The following is a 16,116-nucleotide window of genomic DNA, read 5'->3' as shown; positions in this document are numbered from 1 at the left end:
CCAACGCACACCTTCCCCGCCACGCGTCTGCCCTCGCCGGGGCACCCTTGATCACCGAACGGAGTTCGTCATGCCACACGACCCGACACTGGAGCGTCTGGCCAACGCCACGCTGCTGGTGCCCTTCGAGTCCCTCCAGGCCCCCACATGGATCCTGGACGGACTGGCGGACGGGATCTCCGGCGTCTGTCTGTTCCACAACAACTTGGAGAGCCCTGAGCAGGTCACCGCGCTCAACGCGAGCCTGCGCGAGGCAACGGACACCCCGCTGATCTCACTGGACGAAGAGGGTGGCGACGTCACCCGCATCGGCCAGGCCCGGGGCAGTGACTACCCCGGAAACGCCGCCCTGGGAGCGGTCGACGACACCGACCTCACCCGCGCCACGCTGCGCGCCCTGGGGGTACAACTCGCCGACCTCGGCTTCAACCTGGATCTTGCCCCCTCGGTGGACGTCAATGTCGCCGACGACAACCCCGTCATCGGCACCCGCTCCTTCGGAGCCGACGCCGAGCTCGTGGCCCGGCACGCCGCCGCCTCCGTCCAGGGACTCCAGGAGGCCGGGGTGGCCGCGTGCGCGAAGCACTTCCCCGGCCACGGTGCCACCTCGCAGGACTCCCACCACACGCTGCCCAGAGTGGAGGCAGACGCCGACCTGCTGCGCAGACGTGAACTCCTGCCGTTCCAGGCGGCAGTCGACGCCGGAGTCCGGTCCATCCTGACCGCGCACATCGAGCTGCCCGGCCTGGGCGGTGACGGCCCCGCGACCCTCAACCGCTACCTGCTCAACAACCTGCTGCGCGACGACATGGGCTTCACCGGGGTGGTGGTCAGCGACGCCATGGACATGCAGGGCGTCAGCGGCAGGATCGGCATCCCCGAGGCCAGCGTGCTCGCGGTGGCCGCCGGCTGCGACCTGCTCTGCCTGGGCCGTTTCGTCTACGCCGACCAGGTCGCCCGGGTCCGGACCGCGCTGATCGACGCGGTCGGCGACGGCCGCCTGTCGGGCGAGCGCCTGGAGGAGGCCGCTGAGCGCAACGCGCGGCTGCGCGACTGGATCAAGAGCACCGCCGAGGGGCCGTCCAGCACCGGCGGCACCGAACTGGTCGGGCTGGCCGGGGCCCGCCGCGCCACCCGCGTGGACGGCGACATCCCGCCCCTGGAGGACCCGTACGTGGTCGAGGTGGACGCTCCCGCCGGGATCGCCGTCGGCGAGGTGCCGTGGGGGCTGGGCCCGTGGTTCCGCGACACCGTCCGGGTCTCCCCCGAAACGGATGAACCCGCCGCGGTGCTCGCCGCCGCCCAGGGCCGCGACCTGGTGGTCGTGGTGCGGGACGCGCACCGCTATCCGAGCGCCCAGGCGTTCGTCAGCGGCCTGCTGAGCGCCCGGCCCAAGGCCGTGGTCGTGGAGATGGGGCTGCCCATCTGGCGGCCCGACTGCGGCGCCTACGTGAGCACCTACGGCGCCGCCCACGTCAACGGACTGAGCGCCGCCGAACTCCTCGGCTCCGCGGGCGCGCTCAAGGCGACCAACTGACCTTCCCCCGCACCGGCCCGGCCCCACTCCCCACTCCTCAGCGGGCCGGGCCGGTGGCCAATTCCGGCCATACTGGTGCACGGCCGCACTGGTGGGGGACGACGGAGCGGGGGAAGCCTGTGGGGAGGCCAGCGAGGGAAGATCGCCTCCGATGTCCCCGAAAGCCGGTCGGAGAAGTACCCTTAGCATGTAGCACCCCGGCCGTCGACGACACCCGTAGGCGCCCGGTGCCCCATTCGCCCTTCAAACCACGGCATAATCACAGCATGCGCCTTTCAGCCCGGGTCGACTACGCGCTACGCGCGGCCGCAGAGCTCGCTAACGCCAGCGACGGTCCGGTGACGGCCGAGCAGCTCGCACGCGCGCAGGCCATCCCCGGAAAATTTCTCGAGAACATCCTCACCCAGCTACGCCGTGCCGGGTTGGTGCGCAGTCAACGGGGTCCCGTTGGCGGCTACTGGCTCGCCCGGCCCCCGGGGGAGATCTCCCTCGCCGACATCATCCGAGCGGTCGACGGTCCGCTCGCCAACGTGCGCGGGGAACGCCCCGAACACGTGGACTACGACGGTGCGGCCCGCAGCCTGCAACAGGTGTGGATCGCGCTACGCGCGAGTGAGCGCGTCATCTTGGAGGGGGTCACCCTCCAGCACCTGGTCAGCAACGACCTCCCCGAGCAGGTGCGCACCCTGGCTGAAGACCCCGAGGCCTGGGTCAATCACACGCACCGCTGAGTGCCGCTCTACGAGGCGGGGAGCACGAACTCGAGGAGCCGGTCACCCCGCGGGGTGACCGGCTCCTCGAACGAGATCTGTGAGGCGGCTGACGTACGTATGCGGGCCCGGGTGTCAGACCCCGGCCATATCGGCGACCTGGGGAACACGGTCCGGAACGGGCTCGATGCCGAGGTCCTGGGCGGGGACGGGGTCTGTCGTGACCGCGTCGCCCAACAGGGCGGCCTCCTGGAGCTCGGCCAGAGCGAGCTGGTCGGAGACCTCTCTGAGTACCTGCGAAAGCGGGACACCGAGGGCCCCGCAGATCGAGGCGAGCAGCTCGGAAGAGGCTTCCTTCTGCCCTCGCTCGACCTCCGACAGATAGCCGAGGGAAACACGCGCATCGGCCGACACCTCGCGGAGGGTGCGGCTTTGGCGCTGCCGCAGCCGCCTGAGCACGTCACCAAGTAGGTGACGAAGCAGGACCATCATTCGCGCTCCCTCCCACTGGTAGCGACCTTCATATACAACACCGTACCTGCCCCACGCCCGATTCGGGCACCTCTTGCCGTCCTGTTCGCTGGAGGGGGAACCGTGTACGAGGGTGGTTTTGTTCCCGCGCCCTGGGGTGCGGGGAACCCGCCGAAAGGGTCAGTCCCGGGTGTTTCCCGCCACGTCCCCGCGAACGGCGGTCCTCAGGATCCTCAACGCACCCTCGACCGTGTCGTAGCGGATACCCGAACGATCCCCGGTGAAACTGAAGCGGACGACCTCGGTGTGTGAGCCTGATCCCGCCACGGCGGCGTAGACGGTACCGACCGGCTGTCCGTCCTGGGGTTCCGGACCGGCGACCCCGGTGACGGCGAGCCCGTGGTCGGCGCCCATCAGACGGCGTACGCCCCGTGCCATGTGGGCCGCGACATCGGGGTGGACGGCGCCGTGCGCGGCCAGCAGCTCCTCGGGGACACCGAGGAGGGAGGCCTTGGTGTCGGTCGCGTACGTGACGGCCCCGCCCCGGTAGGTGGCCGAGGCCCCGGGGATCGCCGTCAGGTGGGCGCCGATCAGTCCTCCGGTGAGGGATTCGGCAGTGGCTACGGTCGCCCCGGACCGCAGCAGGGCCCGGTGGGCGGCCCCGGCCGCGTCCAGCGCCGCTCCCCCGAGCCGGTGCCCTTGATCCGCCGTCACGTGGCTACTTCTCCTGCGCGCCCTTGGCGCGCGCCAGGCGGACGGCGTCGACCACGTAGACCAGACCGGTCCACAGGGTGACGGCCAGGGCCGCACCCATGACGCCGTGCGCGATCCACACGAACACCTCGGTGAACGGGAGGAGCTGCAACGGGAACAGGTAGATACTGATCGCGACGATCTGCAGGACGGTCTTGAGCTTGCCGCCCTTGCTCGCCGGGATGACGCCGAAGCGCAGCACCGCGAAGCGCAGCGCCGTAATGCCCCACTCGCGCAGCAGAATGGCGATGGTCACCCACCACCACAGGTCTCCCTGGATGGAGAGCACGATCAGCGCGGCGCCGGTGAGCGCCTTGTCCGCGATCGGGTCGGCGATCTTCCCGAAGTCGGTGACCAGGTTCCGGCGTCGTGCCAGCTCACCGTCGATGCGGTCGGTGATGGCGGCCAGCACGAAGACGGAGAAGGCAGCCATCTCCCACCACGTCCCGTCCAGGAACATGAACCAGACGAAGACCGGCACCATGACCAAGCGGCTCATCGTGAGGACGTTCGCGATGTTCCACAAGGGCGCTTGGGGTGCGGACGAGGCCGCGGGGTCGTGCGTGCTCATCTGTCTCCGGCTTCCCCGTCCTGCTCCGCGACGAGGTCGGCCCCGGCCGCCTGGATGACGGTGGCCCGCACCAGGTCCCCGACGGCGAGGTCCTCGCCGTACAGGATGGTGCTGCCGTCGACCTCGGGTGCCTGGTGCTCGGCGCGACCCTCGTAGGCGCCGTCCTCCAGCACGGCCTCCACCAGCACGTTCACCTCGGTGCCGATGCGCTCCTCGGCCCGCTGGGCCATGAGCTCCTCGGCGAGCCGGTTGAGTGTGTCCACGCGCTGCGCGACCACGTCCTCGGGAACCTTGTTCTCGTGGTTGAGGGCTTCAGTGCCGTCTTCGTCCGAGTAACCGAAGACGCCGATGGCGTCCAGGCGGGCCTCGGTGAGGAAGGCCACCAGCTCCTCGAACTCCTCCTCCGTCTCGCCGGGGAACCCGACGATGAAGTTGGAGCGGGCACCGGCCTCGGGTGCACTCTTGCGGGCGGTGTCCAGGAGCTCCAGGAAGCGCTCGCGGTCACCGAAGCGACGCATACGGCGCAGCAGCGGGCCGCTCGCGTGCTGGAAGGAGAGGTCGAAGTAGGGGACCACACCGGGGGTCTTGGCGATGACGTCCACGAGCCCGGGACGGACCTCGGCGGGCTGCAGGTAGCTGACCCTGACCCGTTCCAGGCCCTCGACCGCGGCCAGGCGCGGCAGGAGCTTCTCCAGCGCGCGCACGTCGCCCAGGTCCTTGCCGAAGGACGTGGAGTTCTCGCTGACCAGGAACACCTCGCGCACGCCCTCGCTGGCCAGCCATTCCGCCTCACGGACGATCTCGTCGGGCTGACGCGAGATGTAGGCGCCGCGGAAGGCCGGGATGGCGCAGAAGGTGCACCTGCGGTCGCAGCCGGAGGCGATCTTGAGGTTGGCCACCGGGCCGCCGGTCAGGCGGCGGCGCGGGACAGTGGCGCGGTAGGGAAGGTCGGTGCCGTCCGCGCCCTCGGAGTCCTCGAACCCGGCGTGTCCCGGCACGTGTACCTGGGAGGCGTCGCGTTCGGCAGGGCTGATCGGCAGCAGGGTGCGGCGGTCGCGCGGGTCGTGTGGGACCAGCTCGCGCCCGGCCACGACGTCGTCGAGCCGCTCGGTGATGGTGGCGTAGTCGTCGAACCCGAGGACGTTGGCTTCGGGGAGGGCGTCGGCGAGTTCTGAGCCGTAGCGCTCGGCCATACACCCGGCGGCGACGACCTTTCCGCCGTTCTCGGCCGCTTCCAGCAGGGTCTCGATGGAGTCCTGTTTGGCGGCGTCGATGAACCCGCATGTGTTGACGACGGTCACGTCCGCCTTGGTGTCGTCGTCGACGAGGTCCCAGCCGCCGGCTGCGAAACGCCCGGCGAGCTCTTCGGAGTCGACCTCGTTACGCGCACACCCCAGGGTGACGAGTGAGACAGTACGGCGCGATGACATGGCTTCCAAGCGTGTGGGAGAGCTTCGAGTGGTACGGGGCGCGGCACGGCCGGAGGCCGGGATACCCGGGTCGGCTCGTGGTCGCGCGACGGCGTCGAGTGGCGCCGCCCGCAACCCCCCACACTACCGTGGTTGACCAACCCTCCCGTACCCCGGCCTTGGGCCGTACTGTGGCGTTCCCCGTCGTGAAGACCCTCGTCAGTCGTCGAAACCGTCGGCGCCGATGGTGATCTCCTTCACCTCGCCGAATCCTCCGCTGGGGCCGAGGTCCTCTCCGTCGATGGCGACCTCGACCGCTCCGGCGTTGCCTGCCCACACGGTCACGGGCTCTTCCGTAACGAAGTCCTCGGTCTCTCCGTTGGTGAGGAATCCTGTGAAGAGGTCGCCGCCCTCGAGGTCGCTCACCTTGACCCAGGTGCGGTCGGAGGCGCTGAGGGCGACGGTGAACTCCCCGGCCTCCCCTTCTGCGGCGTCCGTGTCCTCGACGGCCGCTTCCTCGGAGATCTGGTCCGCCTCGTCCTCGGAAAGCACCGAGGAGTCGACGGTGTCGCCGCCGTCTTCACGGACGGACTCGAAGGCGGTGCGGGCGGGGTTTCCGTCTTCCCAGCCCTGCCAGGTCCGGACCCCGACGAAGACGCCGGCGACGATGATGACGGCGACGACGGCCCAGGGCCAGTGTTGCCGGAACTTCTCGCCGCCGCGCGTCCTAGTCCGGGTGAGCGCGGGCCGGGCCGCGGCGGCGACCGGGGCCGCGCGGTTCTTCTGGGCCTTTGCCCTGCCTCGCCTGCCCGAGCGCCGGGGCTCGGGCACCCCCGCCGCTGCGGGCTTGGCGCGTTTTCCCCGTGGACGCCGGGCGAGCTTCTGGGTGCGTTCGAAGTGGCCCCAGTTCTCTGCCCGCTGCTCGGGGTCGGTGTCCTCGTCTCCGATGCTGGGCGAGCCGCCCTGTGCGGCGGCGACACGGACCGACTCGGACTTGGCGGACGGAAGCCGCTGCGGGGGGATGAACGTCGGCTTCTCCGTGGAAGCGTGTTCGCGGTCGTACTCCTCCAGGAGCGGCGCGGGGTCGATTCCGAGGGACTTGCAGATCCTCCGGATGTGCCCGCGCGCGTAGAAGTCCCCTCCGCAGGGGACGAAGTCCTCGTTCTCGATACCTCTGAGGACCTGCATGCGGATGCGTGTACGTGTGCTCAGGTTCTCCAGCGAGCATCCCGCCGCGATCCGTGCGGCGGACAGAGTCTGGCCGATCGTCGCCATGCGCACTCCCCCCGCGACTATCTGTGCCTACGTGACCCCACTCTGCTACTCAAGACCGCTCAGTGCAGGTCACCACGCCCCATGGAGCTGCCAAGATCGCACCAAATCGGGCGACCCGGTCAGCTCCCCCTGATGTCGGTGAGCACGGAGGCGAGGTCGTCGGGGGTGACGAGGACGTCGCGGGCCTTGGAACCCTCGCTGGGGCCGACGACGTCGCGGCTCTCCATGAGGTCCATCAGGCGGCCCGCCTTGGCGAAACCGACGCGCAGTTTGCGCTGGAGCATCGACGTGGACCCGAACTGGGTGGTGACGACCAGCTCGACCGCCTGCAACAGCAGGTCCATGTCGTCGCCGACGTCCTCGTCGATCTCCTTCTTCTTGGCCTCGGGTGCCGCGACGTCCTCGCGGTAACTGGGCTCGGACTGCTTCTTGCAGTGGTCGACGATCCCGCGGATCTCCTTCTCACCCACCCAGGCGTTCTGGAGGCGGATGGGCTTGCCCGCGCCCATCGGGAGGAAGAGCGCGTCGCCCTTGCCCACGAGCTTCTCCGCGCCGGGCTGGTCCAAGATGACGCGGCTGTCGGAGAGGCTGGAGGTGGCGAAGGCGAGCCGGGAGGGCACGTTGGCCTTGATCAGGCCCGTGACGACGTCGACGCTGGGGCGCTGAGTGGCCAGCACCAGGTGGATGCCGGCGGCGCGGGCCAGCTGGGTGATGCGCACGACCGAGTCCTCCACGTCGCGTGGCGCGACCATCATGAGGTCGGCGAGCTCGTCGACGATCACCAGGAGGTAGGGGTAGGGCTCGTACTCGCGTTCGCTGCCGGGCGGGGCGGTCACCTCGCCGGTGCGCACCGCGGCGTTGAAGTCGTCGATGTGGCGGTAACCGGAGGCGGCGAGGTCGTCGTAGCGACGGTCCATCTCCCCCACCACCCACTGGAGGGCCTCGGCGGCCTTCTTGGGGCTGGTGATGATCGGGGTGATCAGGTGCGGGATGCCCTCGTACATGGTGAGCTCGACCCGCTTGGGGTCGACGAGGATCATCCGCACCTCGTCCGGGGTGGCGCGCATCATCAGCGAGGAGATGAGCCCGTTGATGCAGGTCGACTTACCGGCGCCGGTCGCACCCGCGACCAGCACGTGCGGCATCTTGGCGAGGTTGGCGACGACGTTGGTGCCCTCGACGTCCTTGCCCAGGCCCACCAGCATGGGGTGGTGGTCCGACGTGGCCACCGGGGAGCTCAGCACGTCACCGAGACTCACTATGTCCTTGTCGGTGTTGGGGATCTCCACACCGATCGCGGACTTTCCGGGGATGGGCGACTGGATGCGCACGTCAGCGCTTTTGACCGCGAGCGAGATGTTCTTGGAGAGGGCGGTGACCTTCTCGACCTTCACCGCCGGTCCGAGTTCGATCTCGTAGCGCGTGACCGTCGGGCCACGCGTGAATCCGGTGACCTCGGCGTCGATCTTGAACTGGGTCATCACCCCGGACAGCGCCGCGACGACGTCGTCGTTGGCCTTGGTACGCGCCTTGGCGGGCGAGCCGGGCTTGAGCATCGTCGGGACGGGCAGCTCGTAGTCGCCCTCCACCACGCGGGAGGGGATGGACAGCTGTTCGGTGGTGGCCGGGGGCGGCGTGGGATCGGGTGTAGGCGCCTTGGCCTTCTTACGGGCAGCGGGCTTCTTGGCCTCCGCCTCCCCCGCTTCCTTGTCGGTGAGGGCGGGGGCGACCGGCTCCGGCTCGGGTTCGCTGGGCAGGACCGGGCTGTCGTAGGGGCGTTCGTGGTCGCCCGCGACCGTCTCCCCCTTGGGCTTGCGCTTGCGCCGCTTGGCGGGCTTCTCCTCGGCGTCCGCTCCGAGGATGCCGATCCCGGAGTCGGGGCCGGTGTCGCGCTCCATCAGGGCGCCGAACAGGGTCTGGAGGCGCTCCGGGATCCGCCGGATCGGGGTGGCGGTCACCACCAGGATGCCGAACATCAGGATCAGTGTGAGAAGCAGGCCGGTGAGCCACGGTGTCACCACGGCGCTGAGCGGTCCGGAAGCGACGAACCCGATGAGGCCGCCCGAGTTCTGCAGTCCTTCGATGCCGTCGGCGGGCTGCGGGATGCCGTGCGCGATGTGGATCAGGCCGAGCAGGCCGAGCATGATCGCGGTGACGCCGATGAAGAGCCGACCGGCGTCACCCTCCCTGCCGGTGCTCGGCGTGCGCATCAGCTTCACGGCGATGGGCAGGAAGAGCAGCGGCAGGATCGGGGAGAAGGTACCGAAGCCTCCCACGACCACGAAGCGGGTGGCTTCCAGCAGCGGCCCGTCGCTCTGCCACCACACCGCGGCGGCCACGAGGATGCCCAAGGCCAGCAGGACCAGGCCGATGCCGTCCCGCCGCAGGTCCGGGTCGAGGTCGCGTGCGCTGCGCCCGACCGCTCGCGCCGCGCCGCCCACGGTGTGCGCGATGAGCTTCCACAACACGAGCAGGAACTGGCCGAAGAGGGTGACCACGTAGGCGATGGGCCCGTCAGGCATGCGCTTCTGAGCGGCGGGCTTGCGTCCGCCGGACTTCTTACGCCCTGAACCACCAGAGGAGGCGCGCGTGGCCATCGGGGTCACCTCCACGGGGGACGGGGTTGGGGCCCGGACACAGCCGCCCGGCACGGCGGAAGCCTACTAAGGCCGCATAGCCGGGGCACGAACGCTGGACGGCGTGTCGCGAACACAAAGGGGCACCAACGCCGAACGGCCCAAAGCGCTCGGTGCGCCTTGGGCCGTTCGGCGTAGCGTGTTCGGGTCAGACCTCGACCAGAACAGGGATGATCATGGGACGACGGCGGTAGGTCTCGTTGACCCAGCGCCCCGTGCTGCGGCGGATGAGCTGCCGGATCTGGTGCGGGTCGTTGACGCCGTCGGAGGCCGCCTTGTCCAGAGCGGCCTGGAGCTTGTCGATGACGTCGTCGTAGGCGTCCGCGCCGATGCCCGCGCCCCGGGTGTGGATCTCGGGCTCGCCGAGCATCTTGCCCGTGTTGGAGTCCACCGCGAGGACCACGGAGATGAAGCCCTCCTCTCCGAGGATGCGGCGGTCCTTGAGCGAGGCCTCGGTCACGTCGCCGACCGACGAGCCGTCCACGTACACGTACCCGGCCTGCACGGCGCCCACGATCTTGGCGCGGTTCTTGTACAGGTCGACGACCACGCCGTCCTCGGCGATGACGATGCGGTCGTTCGGGACACCCGTGAGCTTGGCGAGGTCGGCGTGGGCTCGCATGTGCCGCCACTCGCCGTGCACCGGCATGAAGTTGCGCGGGCGCACCATGTTGAGCACGTAGAGCAGTTCGCCGGCGGAGGCGTGCCCGGAGACGTGCACCAGGGCGTTGCCCTTGTGCACGACGTTGGCGCCCCAGCGGGTCAGGCCGTTGATCACCCGGTTGACCGAGGTCTCGTTGCCCGGGATGAGCGACGAGGCGAGCAGGACGGTGTCGCCCTCCGCGATGCGGATCTGGTGGTCGCGGTTGGCCATGCGGCTGAGCGCGGCCATGGGTTCGCCCTGCGATCCGGTGCAGACCAGCACGACCTCGTCCGGCGGCATCTTGTCGAGCTGCTTGACGTCGACGATGGTGTCGCCGGGGATGCTCAGGTAGCCGAGGTCGCGCGCGATGTTCATGTTGCGGACCATGGAACGGCCCACGAACGCGATCTTGCGACCGTGCGCGGTCGCCGAGTCGATGACCTGCTGGACCCGGTGCACGTGCGAGGCGAAGCACGCCACGACGATGCGTTTCTCGGCCTGCCGGAACACCTTGTCGATGGCGGCGTTCAGGTCGCGCTCGTTGACGATGAAACCGGGCTGCTCAGCGTTGGTGGAGTCGGACAGCAGCATGTCGACGCCCTCGTCACCGAACCGGGAGAACCCGGCCAGGTCGGTGAGGCGCCCGTCCATCGGCAGCTGGTCCATCTTGAAGTCACCGGTGTGCAGCACCGTGCCGCCGGGGGTGCGGATCCCCACGGCGAGCGCGTCCGGGATGGAGTGGTTGACCGCGAAGAACTCGAGGTTGAAGGGGCCGAAGTCGTGGCGCTCCCCCTCCTCCACCAGAACGGTCTCCGGCTTGATGCGGTGCTCGCCCAGCTTGGCGCTGATCAGCGCGAGGGTCAGCTTGGAACCGATGATCGGGATGTCGGCCCGCTCACGCAGCAGGAAGGGCACGCCGCCGATGTGGTCCTCGTGCCCGTGGGTGAGCACGATCGCCTCGACGTCGTCGAGACGGTCCCGGATGTAGTCGAAGTCCGGCAGGATCAGGTCGACACCGGGCTGCTCCTCCTCAGGGAAGAGCACACCGCAGTCGACGATGAGCAGACGGCCGTCGTACTCGAAGACCGTCATGTTGCGGCCGATCTCGCCGAGACCGCCAAGAGCGACGACGCGCAGGACGCCCTCGCCCTGGGGCGGGGGCGGGCCGAGCTCGGGGTGCGGGTGACTCATACGGAACCCTCCGTGAGACGTTCGACGCGAACAGCACTGGCAGGCACGGCCTGGTGCGGCGCGAGCCCGATCGGGCCCTTGACCCCGGCAGCCGCCAAGTCTTCGCGGAGGAGTGCCTGGAGCTCGGAGGACGCGTCGGCGAGCGGTGTGCGGACCGGCCCGGAGGGCAAGCCGAAGAGGTTGAGGACGGCCTTGGTCGTGATGACGCCCTGGGTGCGGAACATGCCGGTGTAGACCGGGGTGAGGCGGCGGTGGATCGCCAGCGCCTGGCCGACCTCACCGTCGTCGAAGGCGTCGATCATGTCGCGCAGGTCGCTGCCGACGATGTGGCCGACGACGCTCACGAAACCGGCCGCGCCCACGGAGAGCAGGGGCAGGTTCAGGATGTCGGTACCGCAGTAGTACGCCAGGTCGGTGCGCTCCATGACCCAGGAGCTGGCACCGACGTTGTCCTTGGCGTCCTTGTTGGCGACGATGCGCGGGTGCTCGGCCAGCCGGACCAGGGTCTCGGAGGCGATCGGCGTGCCCGTCCGGTGGGGGATGTCATACAGCATGACCGGCAGCTCGGTGGTGTCGGCGATCTCCGAGAAGTGCCGGATCAAGCCCTCCTGCGGGGGCTTGTTGTAGTACGGCGTTACGGCCAGCAGGCCGTGCGCGCCCGCCTTCTCGGCGGCCTTCGCGAGCCGGACGCTGTGCCGGGTGTCGTTGGTGCCGACCCCGGCGACGACCTGGGCGCGGTCACCGACGGCCTCGACGACCGTGCGGAGCAGGCGCTCCTTCTCGTCGTCGCTGGTCGTGGGCGACTCACCGGTCGTGCCGCTGATGATCAAGCCGTCGTTGTGCTGCTCGTCCACCAGGTAGGTGGCGAGTCTCGCGGCGCCGTCGTAGTCGAGTTCCCCGTCCTCGAGCATCGGGGTGACCATCGCGGTCAACATCTTGCCGAATGGGCGGTACTGGTTCTCTACCATCGCGTCTGAAAGGCTCTCGGGCCCGGTGCCGGAACGGCGGTGGGCCCGCAGGTGCCCCTCCTCCTCTCCATGTGCGTCAGAAATCAATGGGTGTGTCCCGTGCCGGGTGCTTTCCGCCGTGCACGGGCGAAGACGGCGCTGTACGTCCGTCGCCGCGACCGGCGTCTGCGGCCGGAAGCGGGAAAGTCTGTGTCGCCCCGCTCATGGGAGTGCGCGGAAGCTGATCCGGTTCGGCCCCCGTCCTCGTTGGTTGAGGTGAGGGGCGTCCCGGCGGGTGATACCGAATGTGGAGCCTGAGTCGAGCCTAGACCAGTGAACCTACCCTCCCCGGGCCCGCGCCACGCGGGCCGGACCCGGGGCACCGCCCTCGGGAGGCGGCGGGAGGGGTTGTCAGGTGGTGCTCAGTCGACCTTTGGTTCTCAGTCGTCCTTCTTGTCCGGAAGGAACATGCTGACCAACCAGCTCACGACAGTGACGACGATGGCGCCGAAGAAGGCGGCCCAGAAGCCGTCCACGTGGAAGGGCAGGCTGAACCAGTCGGAGATCCACGCCGTGAGCAGGAACAGCAGCGCGTTCACGACCAGGCCGATGAGACCGAGCGTCAGGGCGTAGAACAGGCAGCCGACCGTTTTCACGATCGGTTTGATGACCGCGTTGACCACGCCGAAGATCGCACCGACCGCGAGGTAGGTGACGATCTGCTCGGTGGTGTCCTGTGTCCTGACCTCGACTCCGGAGACCAGGAGGACAGCCGCCCAAAGGGCGAGCGCGTTCACGATTACTCTGATAATGAGGCTCACAACGTAGATGTTCCCATGCCAAGGCAAGGTCCGAAAACTCCGGTGACGGTGATCTTGTCGACCCGCGCCCCGTGCCCCTTCAGGAGGCCCCCGTGTCCAGTGCCCAGCAGTTCGTCCGCCCCGCCCGCGCAGCCGATGTGGACACCGTGGTGGACCTGCAGGTGGCGTCGTGGCGGGAGGTGTACGGGGACCTGCTCCCCGAGGACGTGGCCGAGAGCCTGTCCGGGACGGAGGCGCGTCGGCAGTTCCACGAACAGTGGACGGCGTCGCTGGAGTCGCCCCCGACGTCCAAGCACCGGCTGGTGGTCGCCACGGACGAGGTCGGCGGGGTGCGGACCGTGGTGGGGTTCGCGGCCTTCGGCCCGGCCGGGGACCCTGACCTGTGGCCCGCCACGGACGCGGAGGTGTTCGCGCTGCACGTGGACCCGGAGCGGGTTCGGGAGGGGCACGGGAGCCGCTTGCTGAACGCCTGTGTGGACCACCTGGTGGAGACCGGGTTCGGCAAGGTGCACGTGTGGACCCCCGAGGAGGAGAACGCGCTGCGGTCGTTCTTCGAGGCGTCGGGCTGGCGGGCGGACGGTGCCCGGCGGGAGATCGACATGGGCCGCCTGCTGCCGATGGCCCGGCTGCACGCCGCGATCTCGGAGTAGTTCCACCAGCTCCAAGTAGTTCCGAGTAGTCCAGCCAACTCCGAGTAGTCCAGCCAGGTACTACCGTTGGGTAGTTGTCTGGTGCGCCCCACGGCGTACCGCCTGAGCGAACTGGAGGACCGGCGCGTGGCCACGGTCAGTGAATGGGTTTCGGGGCTGCGCCCCCGCACGCTTCCGAACTCGGTCGTCCCGGTTGCGGTCGGCACCGCGCTGGCCTACTCCCTGGACGGGTTCGTGTGGTGGAAGGCACTGCTGGCCCTGGCGGTGTCGATGGCGCTCCAGGTGGGGGTGAACTTCGCCAACGACTACAGCGACGGGGTCAAGGGCACCGACACCGAGGAACGGACCGGGCCCACGCGGCTGACCGCGACCGGGCTGGCCGCTCCCAAGCAGGTGCTGGCCGCGGCGCTGGGGAGTTTCGCCCTCGCGGGTGTGATCGGACTGGTGCTGGTGGCCACCACCTCGTGGTGGCTGCTGCTCATCGGTGCGGCCGCGATCGCCGCCGCCTGGTACTACACGGGCGGTCGGACGCCCTACGGGTACCGAGGGCTGGGTGAGGTCTCGGTGTTCGTGTTCTTCGGCGTCGTCGCAGTGGTCGGCACGGTGTTCGTGCAGCTGGAGTCGGCACCCTGGCAGGCCTGGGTCGCGTCGGTCCCGGTGGGTCTGCTGTCCTGCTCGGTGCTGGTGATCAACAACCTGCGCGACATCCCCACCGACCGGGAGACCGGCAAGATCACGCTGGCCGTCCGCCTCGGCGAGGTCGGCACACGGCGCCTGTTCGCGGGGATGATCGTGGGGTCCTTCGTCGTGGCGCTCGTGCTGACCCCGGTGTCCTGGTGGGTGCCGCTGGTGCTGCTGTCCGCGCCGTTGGCCGTGCAGCCGCTCCGCCGGGTCCTGGGCGGCCAGGTGGGGCGTGAACTGGTGTTGGGTCTGGGTGAGACGGGGAAGCTGCAGATGGCGTTCGGTGTGCTGTTCTCGATCGCGCTCGCCCTGGGCTGATACCGAGTGGAGGGCTGACTCCTAGGGGGACTGACTCCTAGGGGAGACTGATTCCTAAGGGGACTGACTCCTAGAGGTACTGACTCCGAGCGGAGGCTGAGCGGATGCGGCACCTGTCTGACGCGACCGACGAGAGTTTCTACGCGAGCCTGCCCGCGACCAGGGGTGCGGCGGGCGCGCTGATCCGTTCGGGGTCAGGCGACGTGCTGCTCGTGCGGCGCACGTACAAGCCCGACCAGCCTTGGGGGATCCCCGGCGGGGTCATCGAGGCCGAGGAGTCCCCACTCGCCGCCTGCCGGAGGGAGATCGGTGAGGAGCTGGGCGTAACAGCCCAGGTTGGTGGCCTGCTGGTGGTGGACTGGGTCCCGTCACGGCCGCCCAGGACAGCGGCCCTGCAATGGCTGTTCCGGGTGCGCGTTCCGGGGACGGGTTCCCAGATGGAAGTTCCGGAGGCGAGTTTTCAGCTGCCGCCCGACGAGCTGTCCGGTTGGGAGTGGGTACCGCCCGAGAAGCTCCACGAGTACTTGCCCGAGCACATCGCACGTCGAATGCTGGCCGCGGTCTCAGTGGATGACAGTGGTGACGGTGGTGGGGGTGGTGGGGCTCCGGTCTACCTAGAAGACGGGCAGCCCGTCCTGCCACGGTGAGGGTGGTGGGGGTGGTAGTGATGGTGGGGATGGTGGGGATGGTGGGGGTGCCCTTGCCCTTGTGGTTTGGGGTTCCCTCCTTTCCCGCCGCCCGATTGTGGCCGTCTCCGCTACGCGCCTCAAGGTCGTCGCCATCGAGCGCTTCGCGCATCAACGGCGCTCCACCTTGACCCGCTTCGCTGCGACGGCGGGTTGGCGGCTATCGGGAAAGGGGGACGGGTGGTTGAGGCCCATGCCGGGTCGGCCTGGCGGCCGATGCCTGCCCCTGCGCCGGAGCGTTGACGCCTGGCGGTGTCGCGGCCGGTCAATGTGCGCGGCGGACCCCGAACAGCACGGCCTGCGGCCGGTGGGGCCACTACGCCAGAGCACACCGGTTGGGGGTGTCGCGGCCGGTCATGGTGTGCGGCGAACCCCCCGGGATGGGTCTCGGTGAGCGGTGAGGGCCCCGGTTGGAAGCACTATCGGGGGTGAGGTTGCTTCTAGGCAGGGGTCTGGGCTGGGTCGGGGTCCCCGTCCGGGTCCTTACCCTTCTCCTTGTTCCGGTTGCGGTGGGAGGGGCGGCCCTGCCAGATGGAGGCCTCCGGGTTGGTCTCCCTGCGGTACTTCAACCGGTTGTGGTCCGAGCACAACGGCTGGATATTGTCCGCACTGGTGGACCCGCCGGCCGAGAAGCTGATTTTGTGGTCGGCCTCCGACCCGCTAGCCGGGGTGTTGCACCCCTGGGGCCAAGCGCAGGTGGTGTGACCGAACATCCCCGCATCCCGCAGAGCACCCGTGGCATCGCGCTGGGTACGGCCCACGTCCAACACCGTCTCCCCCTTCGGGGAGGTGATCATCCGACGCAGCACACTGTTGG

Annotated in this window: 15 protein-coding genes; 5 read left to right on the top strand and 10 right to left on the bottom strand. The window is 69.3% G+C overall.

The features are described from left to right. Positions 1-70 precede the first annotated feature (70 nt). Together ACYVDG_RS22235 and ACYVDG_RS22230 are read left to right on the top strand one after the other, a co-directional pair. Positions 71-1,537, top strand: a complete 1,467-nt coding sequence (locus tag ACYVDG_RS22235; protein ID WP_460756989.1) for a glycoside hydrolase family 3 protein — start codon at positions 71-73, stop codon at positions 1,535-1,537. Between the two features lie 266 nt (positions 1,538-1,803). Beyond that, entirely contained in the window at positions 1,804-2,268 is a 465-nt protein-coding gene (locus ACYVDG_RS22230) for an RrF2 family transcriptional regulator (protein WP_460756983.1), read from the top strand. A gap of 114 nt (positions 2,269-2,382) precedes the next feature. On the opposite strand, the gene ACYVDG_RS22225 is transcribed toward ACYVDG_RS22230, so the two are convergent. The 9 genes from ACYVDG_RS22225 to ACYVDG_RS22185 all read right to left on the bottom strand — a co-directional run bounded on the left by ACYVDG_RS22225 (position 2,383) and on the right by ACYVDG_RS22185 (position 12,964). Beyond that, on the bottom strand, positions 2,383-2,739 hold the full coding sequence (locus ACYVDG_RS22225; RefSeq protein ID WP_460756979.1) for a helix-turn-helix domain-containing protein: 357 nt from the start codon (positions 2,737-2,739) through the stop codon (positions 2,383-2,385). 159 nt (positions 2,740-2,898) lie between these two features. Then, positions 2,899-3,432, bottom strand: coding sequence for a CinA family protein (locus ACYVDG_RS22220; protein WP_460756974.1), 534 nt, complete (start codon positions 3,430-3,432; stop codon positions 2,899-2,901). Between the two features lie 4 nt (positions 3,433-3,436). Then, positions 3,437-4,042: a CDP-diacylglycerol--glycerol-3-phosphate 3-phosphatidyltransferase gene (gene pgsA / locus ACYVDG_RS22215; RefSeq protein ID WP_460756970.1), complete on the bottom strand. Its 606-nt coding sequence runs from the start codon at positions 4,040-4,042 to the stop codon at positions 3,437-3,439. Next, a complete protein-coding gene (rimO, locus tag ACYVDG_RS22210; RefSeq protein WP_460756967.1) occupies positions 4,039-5,472 on the bottom strand; it encodes a 30S ribosomal protein S12 methylthiotransferase RimO in 1,434 nt (477 codons plus the stop codon). The genes pgsA and rimO overlap by 4 nt, the downstream gene beginning before the upstream one ends. A 198-nt stretch (positions 5,473-5,670) precedes the next feature. Beyond that, a complete protein-coding gene (locus ACYVDG_RS22205) occupies positions 5,671-6,732 on the bottom strand; it encodes a helix-turn-helix domain-containing protein (protein WP_460756961.1) in 1,062 nt (353 codons plus the stop codon). Between the two features lie 113 nt (positions 6,733-6,845). Next, positions 6,846-9,323, bottom strand: a complete 2,478-nt coding sequence (locus ACYVDG_RS22200; RefSeq protein WP_460756957.1) for a DNA translocase FtsK — start codon at positions 9,321-9,323, stop codon at positions 6,846-6,848. A 187-nt stretch (positions 9,324-9,510) separates the two neighbouring features. Continuing rightward, entirely contained in the window at positions 9,511-11,196 is a 1,686-nt protein-coding gene (locus ACYVDG_RS22195; RefSeq protein WP_460756951.1) for a ribonuclease J, read from the bottom strand. Next, positions 11,193-12,164, bottom strand: coding sequence for a 4-hydroxy-tetrahydrodipicolinate synthase (dapA, locus tag ACYVDG_RS22190; protein WP_460756946.1), 972 nt, complete (start codon positions 12,162-12,164; stop codon positions 11,193-11,195). The genes ACYVDG_RS22195 and dapA overlap by 4 nt, the downstream gene beginning before the upstream one ends. Before the next feature lie 419 nt (positions 12,165-12,583). Further along, a complete protein-coding gene (locus ACYVDG_RS22185; RefSeq protein ID WP_460756942.1) occupies positions 12,584-12,964 on the bottom strand; it encodes a phage holin family protein in 381 nt (126 codons plus the stop codon). A gap of 92 nt (positions 12,965-13,056) precedes the next feature. Between ACYVDG_RS22185 and ACYVDG_RS22180 the strand changes: the two genes are divergently transcribed. The 3 genes from ACYVDG_RS22180 (at position 13,057) to ACYVDG_RS22170 (ending at position 15,260) form a co-directional block, all read left to right on the top strand. Continuing rightward, entirely contained in the window at positions 13,057-13,614 is a 558-nt protein-coding gene (locus tag ACYVDG_RS22180; RefSeq protein ID WP_460756937.1) for a GNAT family N-acetyltransferase, read from the top strand. A gap of 126 nt (positions 13,615-13,740) precedes the next feature. Continuing rightward, a complete protein-coding gene (locus ACYVDG_RS22175; RefSeq protein WP_460757192.1) occupies positions 13,741-14,613 on the top strand; it encodes a 1,4-dihydroxy-2-naphthoate polyprenyltransferase in 873 nt (290 codons plus the stop codon). Between the two features lie 104 nt (positions 14,614-14,717). Beyond that, on the top strand, positions 14,718-15,260 hold the full coding sequence (locus tag ACYVDG_RS22170; RefSeq protein WP_460756932.1) for an NUDIX domain-containing protein: 543 nt from the start codon (positions 14,718-14,720) through the stop codon (positions 15,258-15,260). Positions 15,261-15,739: 479 nt separating this feature from the next. Here ACYVDG_RS22170 and ACYVDG_RS22165 read toward each other — a convergent pair. Then, positions 15,740-16,116 (bottom strand): HNH endonuclease signature motif containing protein (locus ACYVDG_RS22165; RefSeq protein WP_460756929.1); only part of this gene is annotated, 377 nt, incomplete at its 5' end.

This window comes from Nocardiopsis oceani (assembly GCF_054777395.1).
This window is presented reverse-complemented; position numbering and strand designations above follow the sequence as displayed.

What these genes read in the sequence shown, in the direction of transcription:
- ACYVDG_RS22235 (WP_460756989.1), top strand. Translation starts at nt 71, where the DNA reads ATGCCACACGACCCGACACTGGAGCGTCTGGCCAACGCCACGCTGCTG.
- ACYVDG_RS22230 (WP_460756983.1), top strand. Translation starts at nt 1,804, where the DNA reads ATGCGCCTTTCAGCCCGGGTCGACTACGCGCTACGCGCGGCCGCAGAG.
- ACYVDG_RS22225 (WP_460756979.1), bottom strand. Translation starts at nt 2,739, where the DNA reads ATGATGGTCCTGCTTCGTCACCTACTTGGTGACGTGCTCAGGCGGCTG.
- pgsA (WP_460756970.1), bottom strand. Translation starts at nt 4,042, where the DNA reads ATGAGCACGCACGACCCCGCGGCCTCGTCCGCACCCCAAGCGCCCTTG.
- rimO (WP_460756967.1), bottom strand. Translation starts at nt 5,472, where the DNA reads ATGTCATCGCGCCGTACTGTCTCACTCGTCACCCTGGGGTGTGCGCGT.
- ACYVDG_RS22200 (WP_460756957.1), bottom strand. Translation starts at nt 9,323, where the DNA reads ATGGCCACGCGCGCCTCCTCTGGTGGTTCAGGGCGTAAGAAGTCCGGC.
- ACYVDG_RS22195 (WP_460756951.1), bottom strand. Translation starts at nt 11,196, where the DNA reads ATGAGTCACCCGCACCCCGAGCTCGGCCCGCCCCCGCCCCAGGGCGAG.
- dapA (WP_460756946.1), bottom strand. Translation starts at nt 12,164, where the DNA reads ATGGTAGAGAACCAGTACCGCCCATTCGGCAAGATGTTGACCGCGATG.
- ACYVDG_RS22170 (WP_460756932.1), top strand. Translation starts at nt 14,718, where the DNA reads ATGCGGCACCTGTCTGACGCGACCGACGAGAGTTTCTACGCGAGCCTG.